This is a genomic window from Streptomyces durhamensis (assembly GCF_000725475.1).
GTDB classification, from domain to species: domain Bacteria; phylum Actinomycetota; class Actinomycetes; order Streptomycetales; family Streptomycetaceae; genus Streptomyces; species Streptomyces filipinensis.
Genome location: NZ_JNXR01000019.1, coordinates 89,426 through 110,559, shown reverse-complemented (window position 1 = coordinate 110,559; position 21,134 = coordinate 89,426). Strand labels below are relative to the sequence as shown.

Below are 21,134 nucleotides of genomic sequence, written 5' to 3'. Positions count from 1 at the left end.
TGGTCGTCGGCGTGTGCTGGTACTGGCGACACCGGGGCGAGGACGAGGACGACGACTGACGCCGGCTCCGCCGCCCCGGCACGGGCACCGGACCGCCGCGCCGGCAGGCCCCGCGCCTACGCGTCCGTCGCGTCCGCCACGCCCTCCAACGGCATCCTGATGTCCACCACGCACACGTCGTCCCGCCGCTCGTCCGCGAGCATCGTGGCGAGCAGCGTCTCCAGGGAGTCCGATGCGCCGCAGCCATGGGTGCGCACCGCCTCGGCCAGCCGGCCCAGGCCCGCATCGAGACTCTCGCCGGGGCGTTCGACCAGGCCGTCGGTGTACAGCAGCAGCCGGTCCCCGGGTTCCAGACGGAGTTCCGCCGACTCGTAGGCGGGGGCCGCGGTCGCGCCGAGCAGGATGCCGGCGGGCCGGTCGAGGTAGCGCACCTCGCCCCGGCGCACGAGCAGCGGCGGCAGATGGCCGGCCTGCGCCCAGGCGAGGACGTGCCGGCCGGGGTCGTAGCGGGCGAGCACCAGGGTGGCGGTGTTCTGGTTGTCGCGGGAGTGCAGCAGCAGGTAGTTGAGCCGTGCCAGCGCCCCGGTCAGTGAGGAGCCGGTGGTGACCATGCCCTTGGCGGTGAACCGGAGCTGGGCCATCGTGGCCACGGCGTCGATGCCATGGCCCGCCACGTCCCCGACCACGAACAACGCGTCGTCGTCGGGCAGTTCGATGGCGCTGAACCAGTCGCCGCCGACGTGTATGCCGGACTGCGCCGGCAGGTAGGCGACCTCGACGCGCAGCCCGGCCAGCCGTACCGGCTTGACCGGCAGCGGCAGCAGGGCGTGCTGCAGCCGGGCGGCCAGAGCCCGCTCGGCCTGCAGGATTCCGCGTTGCAGCAGCATCGCCCGCTCGCTCTCGACGAGCGCCAGTTCCGCGCTGCGCTGCGGGGTGAGGTCCTGGACGAAGCCGTGCACCTCGACGGCGGTGCCGTCCGGCGCGGTGACGGCCTCCGCGACGAGCCGCAGGTGCCGGACACCCGCGGGCGTGTCGATACGGAACGGCACGTCGAACGGCCGGGCGTGGCGGACCAGTTCGGCGATCGCGTGGGCGAGCGGCCCCGCGTCCTCGGGCAGGGCCAGCTCCGGCAGCCGTTCGAGGCCGAGCGGCTGCTGCCCGCCGGACCGGCCGAGCACGGAGTACGCCTGCTCGGACCAGGAGATCTCCTGGGTGAGCAGGTTCCAGTTGGCCCAGCCGAGGTTGCCGAGCCGCTGTACGTCGGACAGGCACTGCTCCTGCCGGTCCGCGATGTCGTGCCGCAGCCAGGTCACCAGCAGTCCGTCGCCCAGCGGCGCGGCCCGCACCGAGTAGGTGGCGGCCAGGGGCACCTCGCCGACGGCGTCCTGGTGGACGAACGGCTCGCTCTCGAACGGCACGCCCGTGTGCAGGGCCTGGAGATAGCCGTGCCACACCGGCTCGCCGGCGACGGACGGATAGCTCTCCAGGACCTGTCTGCCGACCATCTCCCGGCCGGTGCGGCCGAACACGTCGACCGCCTCCGAGGTGGCGGCCTCGATCCGGTAGTCCTCCACCTCGCCCGAGGCGGCGCGCAGCGGAGTCAGCAGGATCGCCGCGCCCGGCAGCGCGTCGAACACAGCCTGCACGGTCTGGGCGACGCCGTCACCAGCGTGTTCCTGGGAGGTGTCGAAGGCGCGCAGCCGGCCCGTGCACAGCCGGGCCACGGCCCGCAGCAGCTCGCGTTGCCGCGGTGCGAACGGCCCGCCGCGCCGGCGCAGCACACCGAGGGCGACACGTGCCTCGTCCCCGGCAGGCACGGGCAGCCAGGCCCGGCTGGGCCAGCGTTCCGGGGCCTGCCCGAGCAGCAGGAACCGGTCGCTCCCCGCTTCGAGGTCCTCCAGCCACCGTGGCTCGCCGGACCGCAGGGCGTCGAGCGGGACCAATCCGCTCACGGGGGGCACGAACCGCCACTGTGCGGCGAGGGTCGCGTCGATGCCCGCGTGCCCGATCAGTTTCAGCCCGTCCTCGGGCAGCCGCTCGTACAGCATCACGGCGTCGGCGTCCGTCTCGGGCGCGAGGTGGTCGAGCAGGCACTGGGCCAGCTCGTGCGGTGTGCCGACCCGGACCAGGTCCCGGCCGATGTGCGCGAGTATCTTCGCCAGTTCCACCGTGCCGGTGGGCGCGACGTCCCAGGATCCGGCGGAGCGCGCTCCGGTGGGGGCCGTCGGTGTGGCGGGGGGCTGTCCTTTCGGCGGCAGCAGGGCGCCGAGGGTGAGCCAGCACTGTTCGAGGAGCGTGCGGTTGCCGTCCTGGGCGCGCTGCAGCAGCTCGTCGTGCGCGGCTTCCGGGGTGCACCCGGCGACGGCCATCAGCACGCCCTTGGCCCGCTCCAGGACCGCCGAGGTGGCGGCAAGGTCCCGAAGCCGTTCCATCTCCGCACGCTGCCGGGCGACGACCTTGGCCAACGCCGCAAGATCTGCGCCGGCCGGGTCCAGCGGGTGCACGGGCTCGCTCGTCACGCGACGAGCATGGCACATTCGGAGCCGTTCGATCACTCGTCTGCCGGGTCGGGATTCATATGAGCTCTGCACGAACTCCTTGCAAGGGGTTCACACCGGCCCGTGCCCGGGGCGCCGGGCGGCACCGCGGACCGTTCGCGCCCGAGGGGAGTGCCGGCCGAGCCGTCGACCGGCGGGATCGCCGGGAGCCGGGCCGGCGGATCAGCGGCCCGCGCCCCGTGCGGCCAGGGCCTCGCTGACCGCGCGGACGCTGCGCGCGATGTGCTGGAGCTGCAGGACCTCGGCGGCGTACAGCTTGATCGTGTGCTCGATGACCGACTCGGGCAGTCCGAGCATCGGCAGCTCGGCCCGTGCGGTCTGCAGCGCGGTCCGGGCCACCCGGATCTCCTGCTGGACCTGCAGCTGCGCGTGCCGGGCGAGCAGGACGGGGTGGCGGATGAGCGCCGGATAGCTGGCGTAGCGCGCGGGGATCAGCTCGCGCAGCCACTTGGCCGCCGAGCGCTCCCAGTCGTACGAGCCCGGCGTCTTGACCTGGCAGGGCCAGTCGGAGCTGATACGGATGCTGGTCAGAGTCATGATCATCGCTTCCGGTGGGCGGCGTCGTGAGGGTGGTCCGACGGGTGCGGGGCGGCCCCGGTCTAGGGGATGACCGGGGCCGCCACGGGCGCGTCGTGCAGACGAAGCGCCCCGGCGCACCCCCGGCGCCGACGTGGGTAGGGGACGGCGGCTGGGGGTGTCCGTGCGGGGGCCCCGGGCGTCGGGATCCCGCGCTGCGTGGGGACGTGCGTACGCATGGGCGGTCCGTCGGCTTTCTCGGGGCGGTGTGCGAGCGGTGAGTCCGCGGGTGCGGACCGTCCCCGGAGCGGGCCGGGCGCGATCCGTGAGCAGTATTTATATATGCCGACTGCTTTGCAAGACGTATGAAAACATTCATGCGTGATTTGTCGTGGATGATCCCTGTCCTGGGCAGCGAAGACCGCAGGATTTTCACGAACGCGGTGTGTGGACGCGCGAACCTGCCGGAATCAGTCCTTCATGAAGAACTGATGCTGCTCGGACAGCTGCTCGTACTTCTCCAGACGGGCCTGGGTGCGCTCCGGATCGGCGTCGGTCATGGCCTGCAGCAGTGCGGCGGCCAACACGCCCGGCGCGGCGTAGGAGTCGAACACCAGCCGTGAGCCGGTACCAGTGGCGAAGGTGACGTCGGCCTCGTCGGCCAGCGGCCCCAGCGCCAGGTCCGTCACCAGGGCGACCTTCAGCCCGGCCCCGCGCGCCACCCGGACCGCCTGCAGCGTCTCCCCGGAGTGCCGGGGCATGGCGAACGCGAGCACCCAGGTGCCGCCGGCCTCGCGGCACTGCAGCAGCGCGTCGTAGGCCACGCTGCCGCCCCGGGTGACCAGGCGGACGTCGGGGTGGATCCGGCGGGCGGCGTAGCCGAAGTACTCGGCCAGCGACTCCGAGATGCGCAGGCCCAGTACGGTCAGCGGAGTGGACCGGGACAGCGCCCGGCCGACCTGGATCACCCGGTCGGGGTCGGCGAAGTCGCGCCGCAGGTTCTCCAGGTTCTCGATCTCGGCGTCGACGGCCGCCTGCAGTTCGTTGGCCCGGTTCTCCTCGCCCGGGCCGCCGGCCAGGGTGCTCAGCGCGATCGACTGGAGCCTCTCGCGCAGCGCGGGATAGCCGCTGAAGCCGACGGCGGCGGCGAAGCGGGTGACGGAGGGCTGGCTGACCCCGACCCGGTCGGCCAGTTCGGTGATGGACAGGAACGCGGCCTCGGTGATGTGCTCGATCAGGTACTGGGCGATGCGCCGCTGTCCCGGCGACAGGCGCGGGCCGTCGAAGAGTTCCCTGAGCCGGGAGGTCGGTGCGGCCTCGGTCTCGGGCACGGCCTTGCCCGAGGTGATCGCTGACGCCTGCGCGCGGGCCTGCTGCGGCGAGGGCACCGGTCCGTCTCCTTTGTCTGCCACAAGCACTCAACATAGCTCACAGACCGTGCTGAACAGGGGCTGAGCAGGAGGTTTCAGCGCCGGAAGAGGCTGATCGAACGGCCCACCGCACCGGCCGGGCGGCTGCTCGCGACCAACTCGGCGAGCCGTCCGCGCGCCTTGGCGAGCGCGGAGTCCGACACCACCAGCAGCCCGTGCACCCGCTCCGGCGGCACCGTACGCGGATCGGCCGCCTGGATGCCGTAGTACGACGGCACACCGCTGCCCTTGTACACCAGCCACACCCGCTCGCCCGGATACCGCTGCCGGAGCCGGTCGGCGAGCCGGCCCAGGTCCTGGCCCCAGTCCACGTTGGAGTCGTGCAGCAGCCGATGGGTGTTCGCCGGGCCGCCGAACGCCTCGTTGGAGTACGGCAGGTAGTACGGGAACGTCCGCGCCGAGCTCACGGCCGTGAACAGCACCAGCACGGCCGCGGCCGCCGCCGTCCACCGCCGGCCGGGCCGTGGCGCACAGGCCGCCGCCACCGCGAGGAACATCGGCACGAACAGCGCGTACCTCGTCCCGAAGTCCCGCGACCCGGTCATGGCCGCCGCGAGCAGTACCCCGGGCGGCAGCAGCAGGTGGGGCGCGGCGGGCCGCAGCCGCCGCAGCGCCACGACCGTCACGGCACCGGCCGCGCCCAGCGCCAGCAGCCCGAGGGGTGTCTTCACCAGCAGGGCGGCCGGCAGGTAGTACCAGAGCGCGCCGGTGTACAGATGCCCGAACAGAAAGCCCTGCCACGGCTGGTCCTCCAGTCCGAACTGCACGCGCATTCCGGCCCGGTACGCGTCCGGCACCGGCAGCAGGTCCACCAGGCGCCCGCGCAGCCCGTGCAGGGCCGGCACCGGCTCGGCGGGGGTGAACCGCAGACGCGGATCGACGGCCAGGTACACGGCCCACACGACACCGACGGCCACCAGCGCCACGACGCCCGCCCCGGCGATCGCCGACAGCGGTTTCCGGTACCGGTCGCCGACGAGCGCGGACAACGCTTTCCGACGCCGCCCGCCGACCGGCCCGGCGAGCAGACGCAGGACGCCGTGCGGGCGAGCGCCCATCGCCCCCGCGAGGAAGGGCAGGGGGGTGCGGCGGCGCGGGGCGGCCGGGGCCGCGAGGGCGATGGGTGCGTCCGGTGTGCCCGGCCGGACCTCTCGCTCCCGGCCCGTGCCGGCGTCCGGCGCGTCCGCCGGTGAGACCGGCCGTCGCCCGCCCGTGCTCGCGGCGGGCCCGCCCCTCGCCGAGCCCTTCGGGCCCCGGTCCCCGGCGAGGACGGACAGGGCGGCGAGGCCCATCAGCACCGGTACCGCCGGCAGGGCGCTCATCTTGGTGGCCACGGCTGCGCCGAGACAGGCGCCCGCGAGGGGCAGATACCGCAGGGGCCGGCGCCGGGCCCGCCACACCAGCCAGGCCGACGTCAGCACGAACCCGGCCATCGGCACGTCCAGCGTCGCCAGCGAACCGTGCGCGATCAGGTCGGGCGAGAAGGCGTACAGCGCCAGCGCCACCAGACCGCCCGCCGTGCCCGCGAGATCACGGGCGAACGCGAACGCGACCAGCCCGAACAGCAGCGTCAGCGCGATCACCGGCAGCCGCGCCCACAGCATCACACGCCAGGGGTCGTTGCCCGACGCGTACAGCAGATGCCGGCCCACGTCCCCCTGGGTGCCGGTGTACGACGGGTCGTAGTGCGGGCGGGCCACCGCCACACCGGCCGCGATCAGCAGCTTGCCGAGCGGCGGGTGCTCGGGGTTGTAGCGGATCCGGTGCTCGTGCAGATAGTCCGTGGCCGTCGCCACGTACACCGGCTCGTCGATGGTCGGGGTCTGCTCGACGGCCGTGGTGACCATCGCCGCGGCCATCTGCGCGAGCAGCAGCGCGGCCAGCAGGGGCACCAGCCACCGCCGGTGGCGGCGCAGCCGGACGTACCGGCGGCCGGGGGCCGGCCGTGGCGGCCCCTCGGCGGGGGTCGTCCGGGTGAGCACCGGGTACTGTGCGCGCGCCATCATCCGCCCCGCGGTGGCACCGGCCGAGAGGCGGCGGGAACGTGCGCGGGCCGGATCATGGCCCTACTGTCGCACCGCTCCCGCCACCGGAGGCGTCACCGCTTCACGAGTCGTACCGACAGACCTTCTGCCGTGTACACGGGTACGGCCCGCAGCCGGTCGGGGTTCACCTCGATCCGGCTGAACCGCCCGCGCAGCCGGGGCACGCCGGCACCGGCAGGACGCCGCCCTCCGCCGGCGGCCGCTCGGCGTCGAGCCGCAGCGACAGCACCGCCGAGGCGCCCGGCACGGCCAGGTGCCGGCAGTGGCGCCTTGCCGCCCGCGCGCAGGCCGAGCCGGAGCGGGGCCGCGTCCTGGGCGTACGCGCCGCGCACCCGCAGCCGCTCGGCCACCCGCAGCGTGCCGCCGCAGACCCGCACGTCCCCGTGCCCGAGGGCGTCCTCGCCGCCCGCGACCGACGTGCCCTCGGCCGGCACCGTCCCGCCCGTGTACCGGTTGCGGCCGGTCAGCGTCAGGGCGCCGGACCGCCGCGCCCGCCGATGTCATCGCGCCAGGCGTCGGCGGCCGAGAAGCCGCCCGCCGCCGCGTCCAGCGTGACGCCGACGCCGGAGCCGAAGGCGCCGTAGCCGTCCGCCGCGGCGAACAGGTCCAGCCGCCCCCACGGCTCGAAGCCGTCCAGGAGCACGTACCCGCAGGGCAGCCCGGTGGTGCGCAGCACCTCGCGGCGCTGCTCCGCGCACAGATACGGCAGCCGGGCCTCCAAGGTCGCGGGGCCACCTCGGCAGGCGGTCTGCGCCTCACCCACCCCGCGGGCGGCGGGCCCGACCACTTCGACGCCCGCGCGGAACTCACCCAGGAACAGGCCGCGTTCGCGCTCGCCGCCGACGCGCGCGGCTACGGCGACCCCGACGAGGGCTGGGGGCACCTGGTCTCCTCCACCGCCCTGGAGGCCGGCCCGGCCCCGGGTGCACCGGAGGGGTTGCACGTGTTCGCCGTGCGCCACGGACCCGGCGGTGCCTTCACACCCGCCTTCGATCACGACCGACAGGGCCTGACGGTGCGCACCGAGGCGTTCGTCGCGGTGGGGGGAGACCCGGGAGGCGAGGCGAGGCCCGACTGCGGCTGCACGGCTGAGGCCCCTGGGTGCCGCGACGGGAGGTGCCGCGCGGTGCCGTCCGCGGGTCCGGCGCGGCGGGTCGCGCCCGCGCGGCACAGCCGCGTGCCGCCACCGCCCCGCGCGCCTAGAGGGGCGCCCAGGGGGCGGACACCACCAGGTCCGCCCGGCCCCTGGTCGTCGCGACCAGGTCGGCGTTGCGCTGGTCCGTGCCCAGCACCCAGGCCACGGCCGCCGCGTGGTCCTTGCCGAACTCCTCGTGCCGGGCGACCAGCCGGCGGACCCGCTCGTCCTCGTCCGACTCGCAGAACCACACCTCGTCCAGACAGGTCCGCACCCGCGCCCACGAACCCTCCGCCAGCAGCAGGTAGTTGCCCTCGGTCACCACCAGCCGGGCCGCCGGCGGCACCGGGATCGCGCCCGCGACCGGCTGCTCCAGCACCCGCTCGAACCCGGGCGCGTACACCACCTCGTCGGGGTCCTCGCGCAACCGCCGCAACAGCGCGGCGTACCCCGCCGCGTCGAACGTGTCCGGCGCCCCCTTGCGGTCCCGGCGGCCGAGCCGGTCGAGTTCGGCGTCGGCGAGGTGGAAGCCGTCCATCGGGACGTGCGCCGCCCAGGGCGGCCCGTCGGCGTTCAGGGCACGCACCAGATGTTCGGCGAGGGTCGTCTTGCCGGCCCCGGGGCTGCCCGCGATGCCGAGCACGGCGCGCCGGCCGTCCCGGGGGAGTGCGCGGGCGCGGTCGAGGAGGTCGTCGAAGGTCAGCGGCACACAGCAGAGTGTGTCACCAGGAGTTCGCGCGATGTGTGGCGTGCGCCACTCACTGGACGGTGCCCCACGGGGAACAGTGCAGGGTATGACTCAGCTCGGTCTTCCCGACGGAATCCAGGCCTGTCTGTTCGACCTCGACGGTGTCGTCACCAGGACGGCCGTCGTGCACGCGGCCGCCTGGAAGGAGACGTTCGACGCGTTCCTGCGGAACTACGCGGGGGAGCAGGGCCGGCCCTTCGATCCGGTCGCCGACTACGACGAGTACGTCGACGGCCGTCCCCGCGCCGACGGCGTACGCGCCTTCCTCGACTCGCGCGGCATCCGGCTGCCCGAGGGCGGTCCCGACGACCCACCGGACGCCCGCACCGTGCACGGCCTCGGCAACCGCAAGAACACCCTGCTGCTGGAGAAGATCCGCACCGGTGGCGTCGAGGCCTACGAGGGCACCCTGCGTTATCTGGAGGCGGTCCGCGCCGAGGGGCTGCGCACGGCGATCGTCTCCTCCAGCGCCAACTGCCAGGACGTGCTGCGCTCCGTCGGCGCCGAGCACTTCTTCGACGTACGGATCGACGGCGTGGTCGCCGCGGAACGCCGGCTGCCGGGCAAGCCGCACCCCGACACCTTCCTCGCCGCCGCCCGTGACCTCGGCGTCGAGCCGCCGCGGGCCGCCGTCTTCGAGGACGCGCTGGCCGGCATGGACGCGGGCCGCGCGGGCGGCTTCGGGTACGTCGTCGGGGTGGACCGGGTGGGGCAGACCGACGCGCTGTACGCCCACGGCGCGAGCGTCGTGGTGAAGGATCTCGCCGAGCTGGGAGGCAAGCAGTGATCACCGACCGGTCGTACGCCGTCGAGCCGTGGGCCGTCCGGGAGACCGCCCTCGACCTCGACGTCCTCGCCCAGAGCGAGTCGGTGTTCGCGCTGTCCAACGGCCATGTCGGCTGGCGCGGCAACCTGGACGAGGGCGAACCGCACGGCCTGCCCGGCAGCTACCTCAACGGCGTGCACGAGGTGCATCCGCTGCCGTACGCGGAGGCCGGCTACGGCTACCCGGAGTCGGGTCAGACGGTCATCAACGTCACCAACGGCAAGATCGTCCGGCTGCTCGTGGACGACGAGCCGTTCGACCTGCGCTACGGCCGGCTCGTCGCCCACGAGCGGGTCCTGGACCTGCGCCGCGGGGTGCTGGAGCGGAACTGCGAGTGGACCTCCCCGGCGGGCTCCACCATCCGGGTGCGCTCGACCCGGCTGGTGTCGCTGACCCAGCGCGCGGTGGCCGCGATCGCCTACGAGGTGGAGGCCGTCGACGGCCGCAGCCGGGTGGTGATCCAGTCCGAACTGGTCGCGGGCGAGAGCCTGCCGGAGTCGAACGGCGACCCGCGCGCGGCCATGGCACTGCAGTCGCCGCTGGAACCGGAGGACCACTTCGCCTCCGGCAGCCGGCTGCGGCTGGTGCACCGCACCCGGCGCAGCGGCCTGAGGGTGGCCGTGGCCGCCGACCACGTCGTCAGCGGCCCGGAGCGCACCACCACCCGCAGCGAGAGCGGCGCCGACGTGGCCCGGCTGACGGTCACCTCCGTACTGGAGCCCGGACAGACGCTGCGGGTGGAGAAGCTGGTCGCCCACGGCTGGTCCGGCACCCGCTCGCTGCCCGCGATGGCCGACCAGGTGGACGCCGCGCTCGCCGCCGCCGCACACGACGGCTGGCAGGGCCTTTTGGCGGACCAGCAAGCCTGCCTGGACGACTTCTGGGCCCGAGCCGACGTCGAGGTGGGGGGTGACGAGGAGGTCCAGCAGGCGGTCCGCTTCGCCCTGTTCCACGTTCTGCAGGCGGGCAGCCGCGCCGAGCAGCGCGCCATCCCGGCCAAGGGCCTGACCGGTTCCGGCTACGACGGGCACGCCTTCTGGGACACCGAGATGTTCGTGCTGCCCGTCCTCACCCACACCGCTCCGGTGGCCGTCGCCGAGGCCCTGCGCTGGCGGTACAACACCTTGGACGAGGCCCGCGAGCGCGCCGCCCAGCTCGGGCTCGGCGGGGCGGCCTTCCCCTGGCGGACCATCGCCGGACCGGAGGGCTCGGCGTACTGGCCGGCCGGCACCGCCGCCTTCCATGTGAACGCCGGCGTGGCCGACGCGGTGATCCGGTACGTCGAGGCCACCGGCGACGCCGTGTTCGAGCGCGAGGTGGGCGTGGAGCTGCTGGTGGAGACGGCCCGGCTGTGGCGTTCACTGGGTCATCACGACGGGCACGGCGCCTTCCACATCGACGGCGTCACCGGCCCCGACGAGTACAGCGCGGTCGCCGACGACAACACCTACACCAACCTCATGGCCCGGCAGAACCTGCTCGCCGCGGCCGACGCCGCCGAACGCCACCCGCGCGAGGCGGCCCGGCTCGGCGTGGACGAGGAGGAGACCGCCTCCTGGCGGGACGCCGCCGAGGCGATGCACTTCCCGTACAACGACGAACTGCGTGTGCACGAGCAGCACGCCGGGTTCACCCGCTACCAGCGCTGGGACTTCGCCGGCACGCGCGCCGACCAGTACCCGCTGCTGCTGCACTTCCCCTACTTCGACCTCTACCGCAAGCAGGTCGTCAAGCAGGCCGACCTGGTGCTGGCCATGTACACCTGCGGCGACTTCTTCGAGAAGGGGGACGGCGGGGCGGGCGCCGACGGCGCGGACCAGGTCGCCCGCAACTTCGCCTACTACGAGCCGCTCACCGTCCGGGACTCCTCCCTGTCGGCCTGCTGCCAGGCCGTCATCGCCGCCCAGACGGGCCATCTCGACCTCGCCTACGCCTACACCACCGAGGCGGCCCTGATGGATCTGCAGGACTTGGAGCACAACACCCGCGACGGGCTGCACATCGCCTCGCTGGCCGGTACCTGGATGGCGCTGGTGGCGGGCTTCGGCGGGATGCGCCGCGACGGCGAGCGGCTGCGGTTCGCGCCGCGCCTGCCCGAGCGGCTGAACCGGCTCGCCTTCAACGTCGAGTTCCGCGGCCGACGGCTGCGCGTGGACATCGGCGCTGACAAGGCGACGTACGCGCTGCTGGACGGGCCGCCGCTGACCCTGCGACACCATGGTGAGCCGCTCACGGTGTCGGCCGACGAGCCGGCCGTGCGGGCCGTGCCGCCGGCCCGCCGCCGACCGGCTCCGGAGCAGCCGCCGCATCGCGCCCCGAACGGGGGCTAGGGCTGTGGCCGGAAAGGTTCGCCGGAAAGCTCGCGGCGTCCGGTGCTGGGGCACCTCCCACGCCTTTCGGGCCGTGGGGGAGCATCGCCCGCGTACTGGATGTACTCGGGTGGTGCGACAACGCGCCGAGCTGCCGTGCCGGGCATCGCGATCCGGTGAACCTTTCCGGCCGCAGCACCAGGCGCTCCTCTGTGCGGGCCGGGACATGCCGGCAGGCGTCCGCGGCACCACGGGCGACTTGGTCCCCGCGTGCCGATACCGTCCCGCGCTTCTCGCGGGTGCTCTCAGCTGAGCACGCCCGACAGCTGTCGCACCAGGTCGCTCGTGGCGTCGGCGGCGAGCAGCGCCGCCAGCGTGCCCAGCAGGAGGACGGCGAGCGCGAGGGGCCACAGGCGTGGGGGAGGGCTCGTCTGCAGGGCCGCGATGCGCCGGGTGACCGCCCGGTCGGTGAAGTGCAGCGCGCACGGCCTGGCTCCGCCCGCGGTGAGCGCGGCCCGGGCCAGTGCCCGGGCGGTGGTCCGCCGGTCGCCGACCGCGGCCGCCGCCTGCTCGTCGGCCCACCGCTCCACGAGGAAGCCGACGGCCGTACGCACCGGGCCGAGCAGCGGATCGGCGGCCGCCGCGAGCGTCGCCGCCGTGACCAGCGGGCCGTGCCGGTGGGCGAGATGGGCCCGCTCGTGCGCGAGGAGCACCCGCCGTTCGGCGGGCCGGAGGGCGCTCAGCATGGCCGAGGTGACGAGGATCCGGCCCGGCCGGCCCGGGATCGCGAAGGCCTGCGGCGTCGCGGAGGCGGCGACGATCAGCTCGGTGTCCGCCGGATGCCCCGCACACAGCCGGCGCAGGGCCCGCCGGGTACGGAACTCCGCGCGCACGGCACGCCGCACCCGCAGGGCGATCACGACCAGCGCCAGACACGCGGCGTACCCGATCGCCCCGGGCACCGGATCGGCGACCGGGTGCCCGTCCTCGCGGGCCTCGCGGATCACCGGCGGCACGTCCCCGAGGAGCGCGGCGGCCAGCAGGACCAGCGACCAGGCGGTGGCCACGGCGGTCAGCACCGCCGCCGAGGTCAGCACACGCGCGGCGAGGGCGGGAGCGACCCGCCGGGCGATCACCGGCCCGGCCGCCGACAGCAGCAGCGACAGCACGAGCGGGCTGTACACGTCGAACCTCATGCGCGGCCTCCGGCGAGCAACTCGCGCAGCGCCCGCTCCTCCTCGGGACGGAGGCCGGTCACGAACTGCTGGAGCGCGGCGATCGGGTCCGGGCCCCGGTCCAGGGCCTCGTGCATCGCCTCGGCGGTCAGCTCGGCCGCGTTCTTCGCCGGCCGGTACGCGCCGCGCCGCCCGTCGGCGTCCCGCAGCACCAGGCCTTTGTCGTAGAGGCGTTTGAGGATCGTGTGCACGGTGTTGTAGGCGAGGGCGCCGTCGATCTCGGCCTGGATCTCCGCCGGGGTCAGCGGCCGCTCGGTCGCCCAGAGAGCGGCCAGCACTTCGCTCTCCAGCGCACCGGCGCTGCGCCGCTCCGCCCTGCCGCGGGACCCTGTGCCAGCCATGCTCCAACCTTACAGCGCGTAGTGCCGGCGGCCGGCTGGCCCCGTCCACCCGGCACAGAGCGGGGAATCGGGTTAGTTTGTCGGTGTTTTCCCGTGGGTCGGCGATGTCCTCATGTCGCCGTGTGCGCCGCCCCCCGTGCCCCTACAGACTGTAGGGTGACAGTGATCCGCACGCCGAGGGGCAGAGGGGGGACGATGACGGGGAGCCCGCACGCCACACTCGCGGGGCTGCGGCGCGAGCGTCCGCACCGTACGCCGGACGGGGCCCGGCGGACCCGGTCCACGATCACGCTCGCGGCCGTGGCAGCCGCCTTCACCCTGGCCCAGCTGCTCCTCGTCCGGCCCGGCATGGGCCTGGGCTGGGACGAGACGGTCTACGTCAGCCAGGTCAGCGCACACGCCCCCGCCGCCTTCTTCAGCGCGCCCCGCGCCCGGGGCGTCTCCCTGCTCGTCGCGCCCGTCGCCTCCTGGTCGTCCTCCACGGCGCTGCTGAGGATCTACCTCGCTGTCCTGTCCGGCCTCGCCCTGTTCCTGGCCCTGCGCGCCTGGCGCGGCCTGTTCCCGGCCCGTGTCCTCGGCCTCGGCGGCGCCCTGTTCGCGTCCCTGTGGGTGACCCTCTTCTACGGCCCGCAGGCCATGCCCAACTACTGGGTCGCCGTGGGCGCCCTGGCCGCCGTCGGCTGCTTCCTGCGCTCCCGCACCGGCCCCGGGCGTTCCCCGTACCGGGGCCTGGCGGCCAGTGCCGCGCTCATGGCCTGGATGCGGCCCATGGACGCGGTCTGGGCGGTGCTGCCGCTGCTCGTCCTCGCCCTCGCCCGGCGCCAGGGGCGGCCGCTCGCGGTGCTGCTCGCCGGACTCGCGGCCGGCGCCGCCGAGTGGATCGCCGAGGCCTACGTCCGCTACGGCGGCCCGGTGCGCCGCCTGGCCGACGGCTCGGCGATCCAGGGCGGCCTCGGCCGGCACTTCGCCGTCGTCGACCAGCTGCGCAGCCTCGGCGGCCGGACCCTGTGCCGCCCGTGCACCGGCGAGCTGCCCCCTTCGGTGGTCCTCGTGTGGTGGTTCGTGCTGCCGCTGCTCGCCGTGCTCGGGCTCACCGTCGCCGCCCGCGCCGGGCGTACGGTGCCCACGCTGCTGCCGTTCGCCTGTGCGGCGGCCACCGCCTTCCCCTACCTGTTCCTGATCGACTACGCGGCCCCGCGTTTCCTGCTGCCTGCCTACGCCCTGCTCGCCCTCCCGGCCGCCGACGCACTGGTGCACCTGGTCACCGCACCGCGCAGGCGCAGGCGCCCGGCCGCCATCGCGCTTCTGGGCCTGGGACTCGCCGCCCACCTGGGCGTTCAACTGGCCGTCCTGACCCACACGGTGGACGCCACCACCGCGCAACACGGCAGCTGGTCCCGCACGGCCGCCACCCTCCACCGGCTCGGCGTCCGCCCGCCCTGCCTGCTCACCGGGGACGAGGCCATCCCGATCGCCTTCTACACCGGCTGTGCCTCGGCCGCGACGAGCGGACACAACGCCAACAGCACCGAGCACGCCATCGCCGGCACCGCCCGGCGGATCCCCGTCGCGGTCCTGGTACCCGCCGGGTCACGGCCGCCCGGATACGCCCGCGACTGGCCGGCCGATCCCTTCGACGGCGGGCGGCTGTACCACACCGTGCCGGGGAGCGGCCGATGACGGCACCGGCGCAGCTCACCGTCTCCCTCGGCCGGCGCCGCGCCTGCTGGCACGCCGGCGTCCTGCTCGCCGTCCTGCTCGGCGGGCTGTACCTGGCCCGCCGGCACTGGCCCGCGGTCGAGCACGGGGCCTGGCGGCTGGCCGGCGCCGACCCGGGCTGGCTGCTGGCCGCCGCGGCGGCGGCCGTGTGCACCTGGGCCGCCTCGGCGCTCGCCCAACAGGGCGCGGTCGTGCGACCGCTGCCCGGACCGCGGCTGGTCGCCGCTCAGTTCGCGGCCTCCGCCGCGGGCCACCTGCTGCCCGCGGGGCTCGGTGCGGGGGCGGTGAACCTGCGGTTCCTGATGCGCTGCGGCCTGCCGGCGGGCCGCGCGGCCAGCGCCGTCGCCGTCAAGGCCACCGCCGGTGCCACCGCGCGGCTGGCGTTGATCGCCGTGCTCGCCCCCGGCTGCCCGGGCCTGCTGCGCCTGCCGTCTCTCAGCCCCACGGCCCTCGCCGTCGCCCTCGGCGGCCTCCTCCTGCTCGCGGCCCTGCCGGCGAGCCCCTGGTGGGACCCCTGCCGGCGAGCCCTGTCCGCCGTCCTGGCCGACATCCGCGCCCTGCACCTGCGCCCTGTGCGAGCCGCGGCCCTGTGGGGCGGCTCGCTGGCCTTCGCCGCACTGCACTGCCTGGTCCTCGTCGCCGTCGTCCGGGCGGTCGCACTGCCGTTGCCGCCGCCGCAGGTGGCCCTGCTGTACCTCGCCGCGAGCAGCGCCGCCGCGCTGCTGCCGACCCCGGGCGGCCTGGGCTCCCTGGACGCGGCGCTCGCCCTCGCCCTGACCGTCGCCGGTGCCCCCGGGGCGGCCGCCGCCTCGGCCGTGCTCGGTTACCGGCTGCTGACCGTGTGGCTGCCGCTGCTTCCGGGACTGCTGGTCCTCGCGGTGCTGGTGCGGCGCAAGGCGCTGTGAGGGACGCGGAGTTTCCGGCCCGCCCGCCGCAGGTAGGACTCGGATGTCACGTGCCGCCACACAAGGGGGAGAGCCATGCCGGGCAACGACACCGCGGGGCTGCCGAGCGAGGCGTTCTTCACGCCGGGGACGTCGTCCTTCACGGAGTTCCTGGCCGCGCACCGGCCCGGGCTGCTGCCCACCGCCCGCTCGCTGCCCGACGGCGTACGGACGCCCCCCGACCGGTTCCCGCACGGCACCACCGTGCTCGCCCTGACCTACCGCGACGGCGTGCTCATAGCCGGCGACCGCCGGGCCACCATGGGCAACCTCATCGCCCAGCGCGACCTGGAGAAGGTTCACCCCGCCGACGACCACACGGCGGTCGCCTTCGCCGGCACCGTCGGCCTCGCCGTCGACATGGTCCGGCTCTACCAGGTCGAACTCACGCACTTCGAGAAGGTCGAGGGCACCCCGATGACCCTGGCCGGCAAGGCGACGCGCCTCGCGGCCATGATCCGGCAGAACCTCGCCCAGGCCATGCAGGGCCTCGCCGTCGTCCCGCTGCTCGCCGGATACGACCTCTCGGCGCCCGGCGGCGGCCGCGGCCGCATCTTCGGCTTCGACGCGGCCGGCGGTCTCTACGAGAAGCAGGACTTCTACGCCGAGGGCTCCGGCTCCCCGTACGCCCGGGGCGCCCTGAAGAAGCTGTACCGGCCCGGTCTGACCCGCCGCGAGGCGGCCCTCGCCGCGCTCCAGGCGCTGTACGACGCGGCGGACGACGACTCGGCCACCGGCGGCCCCGACCTGAACCGCCGTATCTTCCCTGTCGTCTGTGTCATCACCGCGGACGGCTTCGAGCGGCTGCCGGAGCCGGAGACCGGGGAACTCAGCCGGGAGATGGTCGAAGCGCGCACCACCCGCCCGGACGGACCGCACGCCCTGCTCTGACCCCGCCCCGCGCTCTTGGCAGCGTCGGCACCATGACCTCAGACAGCGGTCATCCGGCGGGCAGTGTGACCACGAACCGCGCCCCGGGCCCGTGCCCGGGGTCGTGGAACACCTCGCCGCCGGCCGAGCGGGCCAGGCGGCGGGCCAGGGGAAGCCCCAGGCCGGCGCCGCCGTGCCCGTCGCCGGGATCGGCCCGTCTGCCGGGCTGGAAGAGCACCTCCGTGAAGTCCCCGGGCACCCCCGGACCGTCGTCCGTCACCTCGACCCGTACGCCGCCGTCCACCGGGCTCGCCGTGAGCGTGACCGTCGTACGGGCATAGCGCACCGCGTTGGCCAGCAGCGGGCTGACGATCCGTTCGAGCAGCGCGGGCCGCACCCCGGCCGTCAGCGCTCCGGCAGCGCCCCCGACGGTGATCCGCACCGCGTCCGGGGCGGCCACGGCCGCGGACAACCGGTGCAGCACCGCCGGCACATCGGCGGTGCCGGGTGCCGTCGGCACCCCCGCGCGGGCTTCGTCGAGCAGGGTGTCGCACACGGTGCGCATCGACTGCGCGGCCTCGGCCAGCACTTCGTGGGAGGCGCGGGTCTCGGCGGCGGAGCGCGGCCGGGAGCGCCACCAGTCCAGCTCGGCGACGATCCGGCTGAGCGGGGTGCGCAGCTCGTGCGACAGCTCGCCGGTCAGCTGCCGCTCGTGCCGCAGCACCGCCCGGATCCGGTCCAGCAGGGCGTCCAACGAGGCGCCGAGCGCGGCCAGTTCGGCAGGCCGGCCCCGGCCCGTGAACCGCTCCTCGGAGCCCACGGCACTCCACTGCGTCGCCTGCTCCGTCATCGCGCGCACCGGGCGCAGCGCCCGCCCCACCGCCAGCCGGGTCAGCGCATAGGTGCAGGCGAGCATCACCGCGTCCAGCGCGAACGAGCCCAGCAGCAGCGTCTCGGCCGAGTTCCGGTACGGCGCGAGGTCCAGGGCCGTGACCACGGTGGCCCGCGCGCCGACGCCGGGCACCGGCTCCGCGCACAGCCGTACCGTGTCGGGGCCGTGCACCACGGCACAGCCCCGCCGGCCGCGGGCGGCCAGGGCGCCGGCGGCGCGGGTGAGCGCGCCGGCCCCGGACGGAGGCTGCTCCAGCAGCCGGCCGCCCGCGTAGATCCACGCGTTGGTGTCCAGCAGCCGGTCACCGGAGGTCTCCAGCACCCGCACGCGGCCGTGCCGGGTGTCGACCGTCGTGGCGACGGCCGCGGCGCGGGTGCGCAGCTCGTCGTCCGCCTCCTGCTGGAGACGGTGGCGGACCACCGTGTTGAACACCACGGTGAGGATCACCATCAGCAGCGCGGCCGTGGTCAGCGCGACCAGGGAGAGCCGGCCGCGCAGCGTGCGGGGCGCGAGACGGGCGGTGGCACGGGCGCCGACACGGGCCAGGGACCAGGGCGTACGGGTGCCCGACGGGCCGGCACCGCGGGGCAGCGGCGGCCTTCCGCTCGCGGGCAGCGGTCGGGTGCGGGTGCGGAACGGCCGGATGCGGGCGAGCAGCGGTCGGGTGTGGCCGGTGGGGGCCGGCCGGACGCGGGAGAGCAGGGGGCGGCTGCGGTCGGTGGGGGTCATGTGAGGCGGTGGCCGATCCCGCGTGCCGTGGCGATCGTCCGTTCGCTTCCCGCGGTGCGCAGCTTGCGGCGCAGCCGGGTCAGGTACTGGTCCAGCGTGTTGTCGCTGACCTGCGCCCCCTCCGGCCAGCCCGCGCGCAGCAGATCGCGGCGCCGCACCAGCTCCCCGCCGGCCGCGGTGAGCACCGCCAGCAGCCGGAACTCCGTCGGGGTGAGGTCGAGGCGCCTGCCGTGCACGGTGGCGCTGTGCCGGACGGCGTCCAGGAGCAGTCCGCCCGCGGGGGTGGAGGCGGGCGGGGGCGCGGTCCGGCGCAGGGCGGCGCGCAGCCGCGCGGCCAGCTCGGCGAGATGGAAGGGCTTGGGCAGGTAGTCGTCGCCGCCCGCCGAGAAGCCCGACAGCCGGTCGGTGAGCCCCTGCCGTGCGGTCAGGAAGACGACCGGGGCGAGGAAGCCGTTGGCGCGCATCGCCTGGCAGACGTCGCGGCCGTCGGCGTCGGGCAGCCCGACGTCCAGCACGACGGCGGACACGTCCGGTGCCGCCAGGCGCAGGGCGGTGGCGCCGTCGCCGGCGCAGACCGTGTCGAAGTCCTCGTCGTGCAGTCCACGGCGCAGCACGTCACGCAGGGCGTGATCGTCCTCGACGATGAGGATCCTGGGGCGCATCTCTCTCCACCGGCCCGTCGGCCGTGTCGCTGGGATGGGACGTGCCCGGTTCGGGGGCACGCGGGGCGTGGGGCCCGGGCAGCCACCGGGCCGCGGCGCAGAGGAGGACCCCGAGCCAGCCGACGGCGAACAGCCAGCCGCCGACCACGTCGGTGAACCAGTGCACGCCGAGGTAGACCCGGGTCAGCCCGACACCCGCTCCCCAGCAGGCGGCCAGCGCGCACAGCACGGTCCGGCCGCGCGGGGCGCGCAGGCACAGGGCGAGGATCAGCAGGCCGGCCGTCAGGGCGCCGGTGGTGGTGTGGCCGGAGGGGAACGACCAGCCGGAGGCGTGGGTCCGCCACTCCCAGCGCGGCGGCCGGGCCCTTGCGACCAGGTCGAGCACGCCGTACCGCAGCGCCTGGCCCGCGGCGAGGCAGAGGGCGCCGAGCGCCACGGCCACCAGCCGCTGCCGCACGGTGCGTCCCGCGATCAGCCCGGCCAGGGCCACCAGGACGTACGGCACGACCCCGGTGCCCGTGGCGGTCAGTGCGCGGGCCACCGTCACCGCCACCCGCGGGCGGTGTCCCACGGACCAGGACAGCAGGGCCTGGTCGGGATAGAGCGGGCCGCCCCGATGGCTCACCACCAGCGCGGTCAGCGCCGCGAACGCCATCCAGGCGCCCAGCGCCGCCGTGCCGCCGGCGTCCGCGAGCCTGCCGGGCCTCATGCGGGTCCCGACACCAGCAGCGGACGCAGCCAGGTGCCCGACAGCCGGTCCGCGAGAGCCTTCGGCCGGCGCCGCAGGACGAGCATCGCGAGGTGACCCACCAGCCCGCCGAGCGCCGCCCCCGCGACGACGTCGTGCGGATAGTGCACCCCGACCCACACCCGGGAGGCCGCCATGGCGAGGGCGCACACCGAGGCGACCGCGCCGAGGCGCCGGGAGACGGAGAACAGGGCGACCGCGGCGGCGAAGGCGACCGCGGTGTGGTTGCTCGGGAACGACCAGTCACCCCGCGCGGGACACGCCTCCAGGGTGCGGAAGACCAGCCGGCGGCACGGCCGGTCCTCGGCAACCAGCGGCTTCACGGCGCTGTTCACCCCGAACGCGACCACCACCGCCACCGGCACGGCGAACGCCGTCAGCGCCGCGTTCGCCCCGTCCCGGCGGGCCCGCCACCAGCCCACGACCATCAGCAGCGCGAACACCGCCAGCCCGTACGCCGACCAGTCGGCTATCAGGTCGTCCAGCCAGGCGGGGGACCGGTGGGCGAGGTCCACCACGCCGGTGTAGAGCGGCCCGTCCACCGACGAGCCCGACAGGGCGTACGTCATCCGCGGGCCTCCTCCTTGGCCGCCCTGCGGGAGCGCAGTACCTCGGCGACGAGCGGGAGCAGGGACACGACGACGATCAGGGCGATCACCGGCAGCAGGTACCGGTCGACGTTCGGGATCGAGGAGCCCAGCGCGTATCCGGCGAGGGTCAGGCCGAGGCTCCAGACGAGCCCGCCCGCCACCTGCCAGAGGGTGAAGGTCCGCGCCGGGACGCCGAGGGCGCCCGCCATGGGGTTCAGCACCGTGCGCACCACCGGCACGAACCGCGCCAGCACGATCGCCTTCGCGTGGCCGTACCGCTCCAGCAGCTCCTCCGCGCGCCGCGCGCCCTCGCGCAGCTTCGCCGACCGGCTGCGGGCCAGCAGCGCGCCGCCCGCCTTGCGGCCCAGCAGGAACCCGCACTGCGAGCCGGCCAGGGCGCCGACGGCCGCCGTGACGAGCAGCGGCCCGAGCGAGAGGTGCACCGAGCGGTCGGACGCGCCCGTGCACAGCAGCCCCGCCGTGAACAGCAGGGAGTCCCCGGGCAGGAAGAACCCGATCAGCAGGCCCGTCTCCGCGAAGAGCACCACGCCGACGCCGAGCACACCGAAGGCGGCGAGCAGGGAGTGTGCGTCGAGCACGTTGACCGCGAGCTGCGACGCCAGGTGTGGGGGAGTGGCCATCGCCGTACGCCCTTTCCTTCGACTTGCTCCGACAAGATCCGACTACATATTTGTAGACGGTCTACCGACCTGTAGACGAACGGAGGGTGTCCAACGTTCCGGGACTTTGCCCGGCCATTGCCGCTTTATGACTGACCGACTACATGGCCGTAGTCATGATGGTCCGCGAAGGTAAGGCATGCCTTCACTAACCAGG

General features: G+C 74.9%; 18 protein-coding genes and 1 pseudogene. 6 read left to right on the top strand and 13 right to left on the bottom strand.

The window, feature by feature from the left end; all coding sequences use genetic code 11:
* Positions 1–116 precede the first annotated feature (116 nt).
* The 5 genes from IO33_RS0128225 to IO33_RS53825 all read right to left on the bottom strand — a co-directional run bounded on the left by IO33_RS0128225 (position 117) and on the right by IO33_RS53825 (position 6,983).
* A complete protein-coding gene (locus tag IO33_RS0128225) occupies positions 117–2,537 on the bottom strand; it encodes a SpoIIE family protein phosphatase (protein WP_107069390.1) in 2,421 nt (806 codons plus the stop codon).
* A 183-nt stretch (positions 2,538–2,720) separates the two neighbouring features.
* Entirely contained in the window at positions 2,721–3,101 is a 381-nt protein-coding gene (locus IO33_RS0128220) for a hypothetical protein (protein WP_031170029.1), read from the bottom strand.
* Positions 3,102–3,544: 443 nt separating this feature from the next.
* Complete coding sequence (locus IO33_RS0128215; protein ID WP_031170028.1) at positions 3,545–4,462, bottom strand: MurR/RpiR family transcriptional regulator; 918 nt, start codon at positions 4,460–4,462, stop codon at positions 3,545–3,547.
* 77 nt (positions 4,463–4,539) lie between these two features.
* Positions 4,540–6,510 (bottom strand): phospholipid carrier-dependent glycosyltransferase, encoded by a 1,971-nt coding sequence (locus IO33_RS52755; protein WP_037686148.1) that lies wholly within the window; start codon positions 6,508–6,510, stop codon positions 4,540–4,542.
* Between the two features lie 92 nt (positions 6,511–6,602).
* Positions 6,603–6,983 (bottom strand): hypothetical protein, encoded by a 381-nt coding sequence (locus IO33_RS53825; protein WP_031170024.1) that lies wholly within the window; start codon positions 6,981–6,983, stop codon positions 6,603–6,605.
* A gap of 299 nt (positions 6,984–7,282) precedes the next feature.
* On the opposite strand from IO33_RS53825, the pseudogene IO33_RS52745 reads away from it, so the two are divergent.
* Positions 7,283–7,624, top strand: a pseudogene (locus IO33_RS52745) (hypothetical protein); the annotation flags it as partial.
* Positions 7,625–7,748: 124 nt separating this feature from the next.
* On the opposite strand, the gene IO33_RS0128195 reads toward IO33_RS52745, so the two are convergent.
* A complete protein-coding gene (locus tag IO33_RS0128195; protein WP_031170020.1) occupies positions 7,749–8,393 on the bottom strand; it encodes a nucleoside/nucleotide kinase family protein in 645 nt (214 codons plus the stop codon).
* An 85-nt stretch (positions 8,394–8,478) separates the two neighbouring features.
* Between IO33_RS0128195 and IO33_RS0128190 the strand changes: the two genes are divergently transcribed.
* On the top strand, positions 8,479–9,219 hold the full coding sequence (locus IO33_RS0128190) for an HAD family hydrolase (RefSeq protein ID WP_031170018.1): 741 nt from the start codon (positions 8,479–8,481) through the stop codon (positions 9,217–9,219).
* Positions 9,216–11,588: a glycoside hydrolase family 65 protein gene (locus tag IO33_RS0128185; RefSeq protein ID WP_031170016.1), complete on the top strand. Its 2,373-nt coding sequence runs from the start codon at positions 9,216–9,218 to the stop codon at positions 11,586–11,588. Before IO33_RS0128190 ends, IO33_RS0128185 begins: the two co-directional genes overlap by 4 nt.
* Positions 11,589–11,872: 284 nt before the next feature.
* Here the strand turns inward: IO33_RS0128185 and IO33_RS0128180 are convergent, their stop codons facing one another.
* Both IO33_RS0128180 and IO33_RS0128175 read right to left on the bottom strand, forming a co-directional pair.
* Complete coding sequence (locus IO33_RS0128180; protein ID WP_031170014.1) at positions 11,873–12,763, bottom strand: M56 family metallopeptidase; 891 nt, start codon at positions 12,761–12,763, stop codon at positions 11,873–11,875.
* Positions 12,760–13,143 carry a BlaI/MecI/CopY family transcriptional regulator gene (locus IO33_RS0128175; protein WP_031170011.1) on the bottom strand — a complete coding sequence of 128 codons (384 nt, stop codon included), beginning with the start codon at positions 13,141–13,143 and terminating at the stop codon, positions 12,760–12,762. Before IO33_RS0128175 ends, IO33_RS0128180 begins: the two co-directional genes overlap by 4 nt.
* A gap of 195 nt (positions 13,144–13,338) precedes the next feature.
* On the opposite strand from IO33_RS0128175, the gene IO33_RS0128170 reads away from it, so the two are divergent.
* The 3 genes from IO33_RS0128170 (at position 13,339) to prcB (ending at position 16,697) form a co-directional block, all read left to right on the top strand.
* Positions 13,339–14,823 carry a hypothetical protein gene (locus tag IO33_RS0128170; protein WP_031170009.1) on the top strand — a complete coding sequence of 495 codons (1,485 nt, stop codon included), beginning with the start codon at positions 13,339–13,341 and terminating at the stop codon, positions 14,821–14,823.
* Positions 14,820–15,767: a lysylphosphatidylglycerol synthase domain-containing protein gene (locus IO33_RS0128165; protein ID WP_031170007.1), complete on the top strand. Its 948-nt coding sequence runs from the start codon at positions 14,820–14,822 to the stop codon at positions 15,765–15,767. Before IO33_RS0128170 ends, IO33_RS0128165 begins: the two co-directional genes overlap by 4 nt.
* 75 nt (positions 15,768–15,842) lie before the next feature.
* Positions 15,843–16,697 carry a proteasome subunit beta gene (gene prcB, locus IO33_RS0128160; protein ID WP_031170005.1) on the top strand — a complete coding sequence of 285 codons (855 nt, stop codon included), beginning with the start codon at positions 15,843–15,845 and terminating at the stop codon, positions 16,695–16,697.
* Between the two features lie 49 nt (positions 16,698–16,746).
* Here the strand turns inward: prcB and IO33_RS0128155 are convergent, their stop codons facing one another.
* From IO33_RS0128155 to IO33_RS0128135, 5 genes are read right to left on the bottom strand one after another with little or no spacing between them, the layout of a single operon-like run.
* Positions 16,747–18,297 carry a sensor histidine kinase gene (locus IO33_RS0128155; RefSeq protein WP_078963929.1) on the bottom strand — a complete coding sequence of 517 codons (1,551 nt, stop codon included), beginning with the start codon at positions 18,295–18,297 and terminating at the stop codon, positions 16,747–16,749.
* Positions 18,294–18,959: a response regulator transcription factor gene (locus IO33_RS0128150; protein ID WP_031170001.1), complete on the bottom strand. Its 666-nt coding sequence runs from the start codon at positions 18,957–18,959 to the stop codon at positions 18,294–18,296. The genes IO33_RS0128155 and IO33_RS0128150 overlap by 4 nt, the downstream gene beginning before the upstream one ends.
* The gene (locus IO33_RS0128145) at positions 18,913–19,668 is read right to left on the bottom strand and encodes a phosphatase PAP2 family protein (RefSeq protein WP_031169999.1); all 756 of its coding nucleotides are present in this window, start codon (positions 19,666–19,668) and stop codon (positions 18,913–18,915) included. The genes IO33_RS0128150 and IO33_RS0128145 overlap by 47 nt, the downstream gene beginning before the upstream one ends.
* Positions 19,665–20,276: a phosphatase PAP2 family protein gene (locus IO33_RS0128140; RefSeq protein ID WP_031169997.1), complete on the bottom strand. Its 612-nt coding sequence runs from the start codon at positions 20,274–20,276 to the stop codon at positions 19,665–19,667. Before IO33_RS0128140 ends, IO33_RS0128145 begins: the two co-directional genes overlap by 4 nt.
* Positions 20,273–20,938: a DedA family protein gene (locus IO33_RS0128135; protein ID WP_031169996.1), complete on the bottom strand. Its 666-nt coding sequence runs from the start codon at positions 20,936–20,938 to the stop codon at positions 20,273–20,275. Before IO33_RS0128135 ends, IO33_RS0128140 begins: the two co-directional genes overlap by 4 nt.
* Positions 20,939–21,134 lie beyond the last annotated feature (196 nt).

Bases quoted from the DNA above. Each gene is read 5' to 3' on its own strand.
- IO33_RS0128175 (WP_031170011.1), bottom strand. From the start codon at position 13,143: ATGGCTGGCACAGGGTCCCGCGGCAGGGCGGAGCGGCGCAGCGCCGGT.
- IO33_RS52755 (WP_037686148.1), bottom strand. From the start codon at position 6,510: ATGATGGCGCGCGCACAGTACCCGGTGCTCACCCGGACGACCCCCGCC.
- IO33_RS0128170 (WP_031170009.1), top strand. From the start codon at position 13,339: ATGACGGGGAGCCCGCACGCCACACTCGCGGGGCTGCGGCGCGAGCGT.
- IO33_RS0128135 (WP_031169996.1), bottom strand. From the start codon at position 20,938: ATGGCCACTCCCCCACACCTGGCGTCGCAGCTCGCGGTCAACGTGCTC.
- IO33_RS0128220 (WP_031170029.1), bottom strand. From the start codon at position 3,101: ATGATCATGACTCTGACCAGCATCCGTATCAGCTCCGACTGGCCCTGC.
- IO33_RS0128165 (WP_031170007.1), top strand. From the start codon at position 14,820: ATGACGGCACCGGCGCAGCTCACCGTCTCCCTCGGCCGGCGCCGCGCC.
- IO33_RS0128190 (WP_031170018.1), top strand. From the start codon at position 8,479: ATGACTCAGCTCGGTCTTCCCGACGGAATCCAGGCCTGTCTGTTCGAC.
- IO33_RS0128225 (WP_107069390.1), bottom strand. From the start codon at position 2,537: ATGTGCCATGCTCGTCGCGTGACGAGCGAGCCCGTGCACCCGCTGGAC.
- IO33_RS0128155 (WP_078963929.1), bottom strand. From the start codon at position 18,297: ATGACCCCCACCGACCGCAGCCGCCCCCTGCTCTCCCGCGTCCGGCCG.
- IO33_RS0128150 (WP_031170001.1), bottom strand. From the start codon at position 18,959: ATGCGCCCCAGGATCCTCATCGTCGAGGACGATCACGCCCTGCGTGAC.
- IO33_RS0128140 (WP_031169997.1), bottom strand. From the start codon at position 20,276: ATGACGTACGCCCTGTCGGGCTCGTCGGTGGACGGGCCGCTCTACACC.
- IO33_RS0128180 (WP_031170014.1), bottom strand. From the start codon at position 12,763: ATGAGGTTCGACGTGTACAGCCCGCTCGTGCTGTCGCTGCTGCTGTCG.
- prcB (WP_031170005.1), top strand. From the start codon at position 15,843: ATGCCGGGCAACGACACCGCGGGGCTGCCGAGCGAGGCGTTCTTCACG.
- IO33_RS0128145 (WP_031169999.1), bottom strand. From the start codon at position 19,668: ATGAGGCCCGGCAGGCTCGCGGACGCCGGCGGCACGGCGGCGCTGGGC.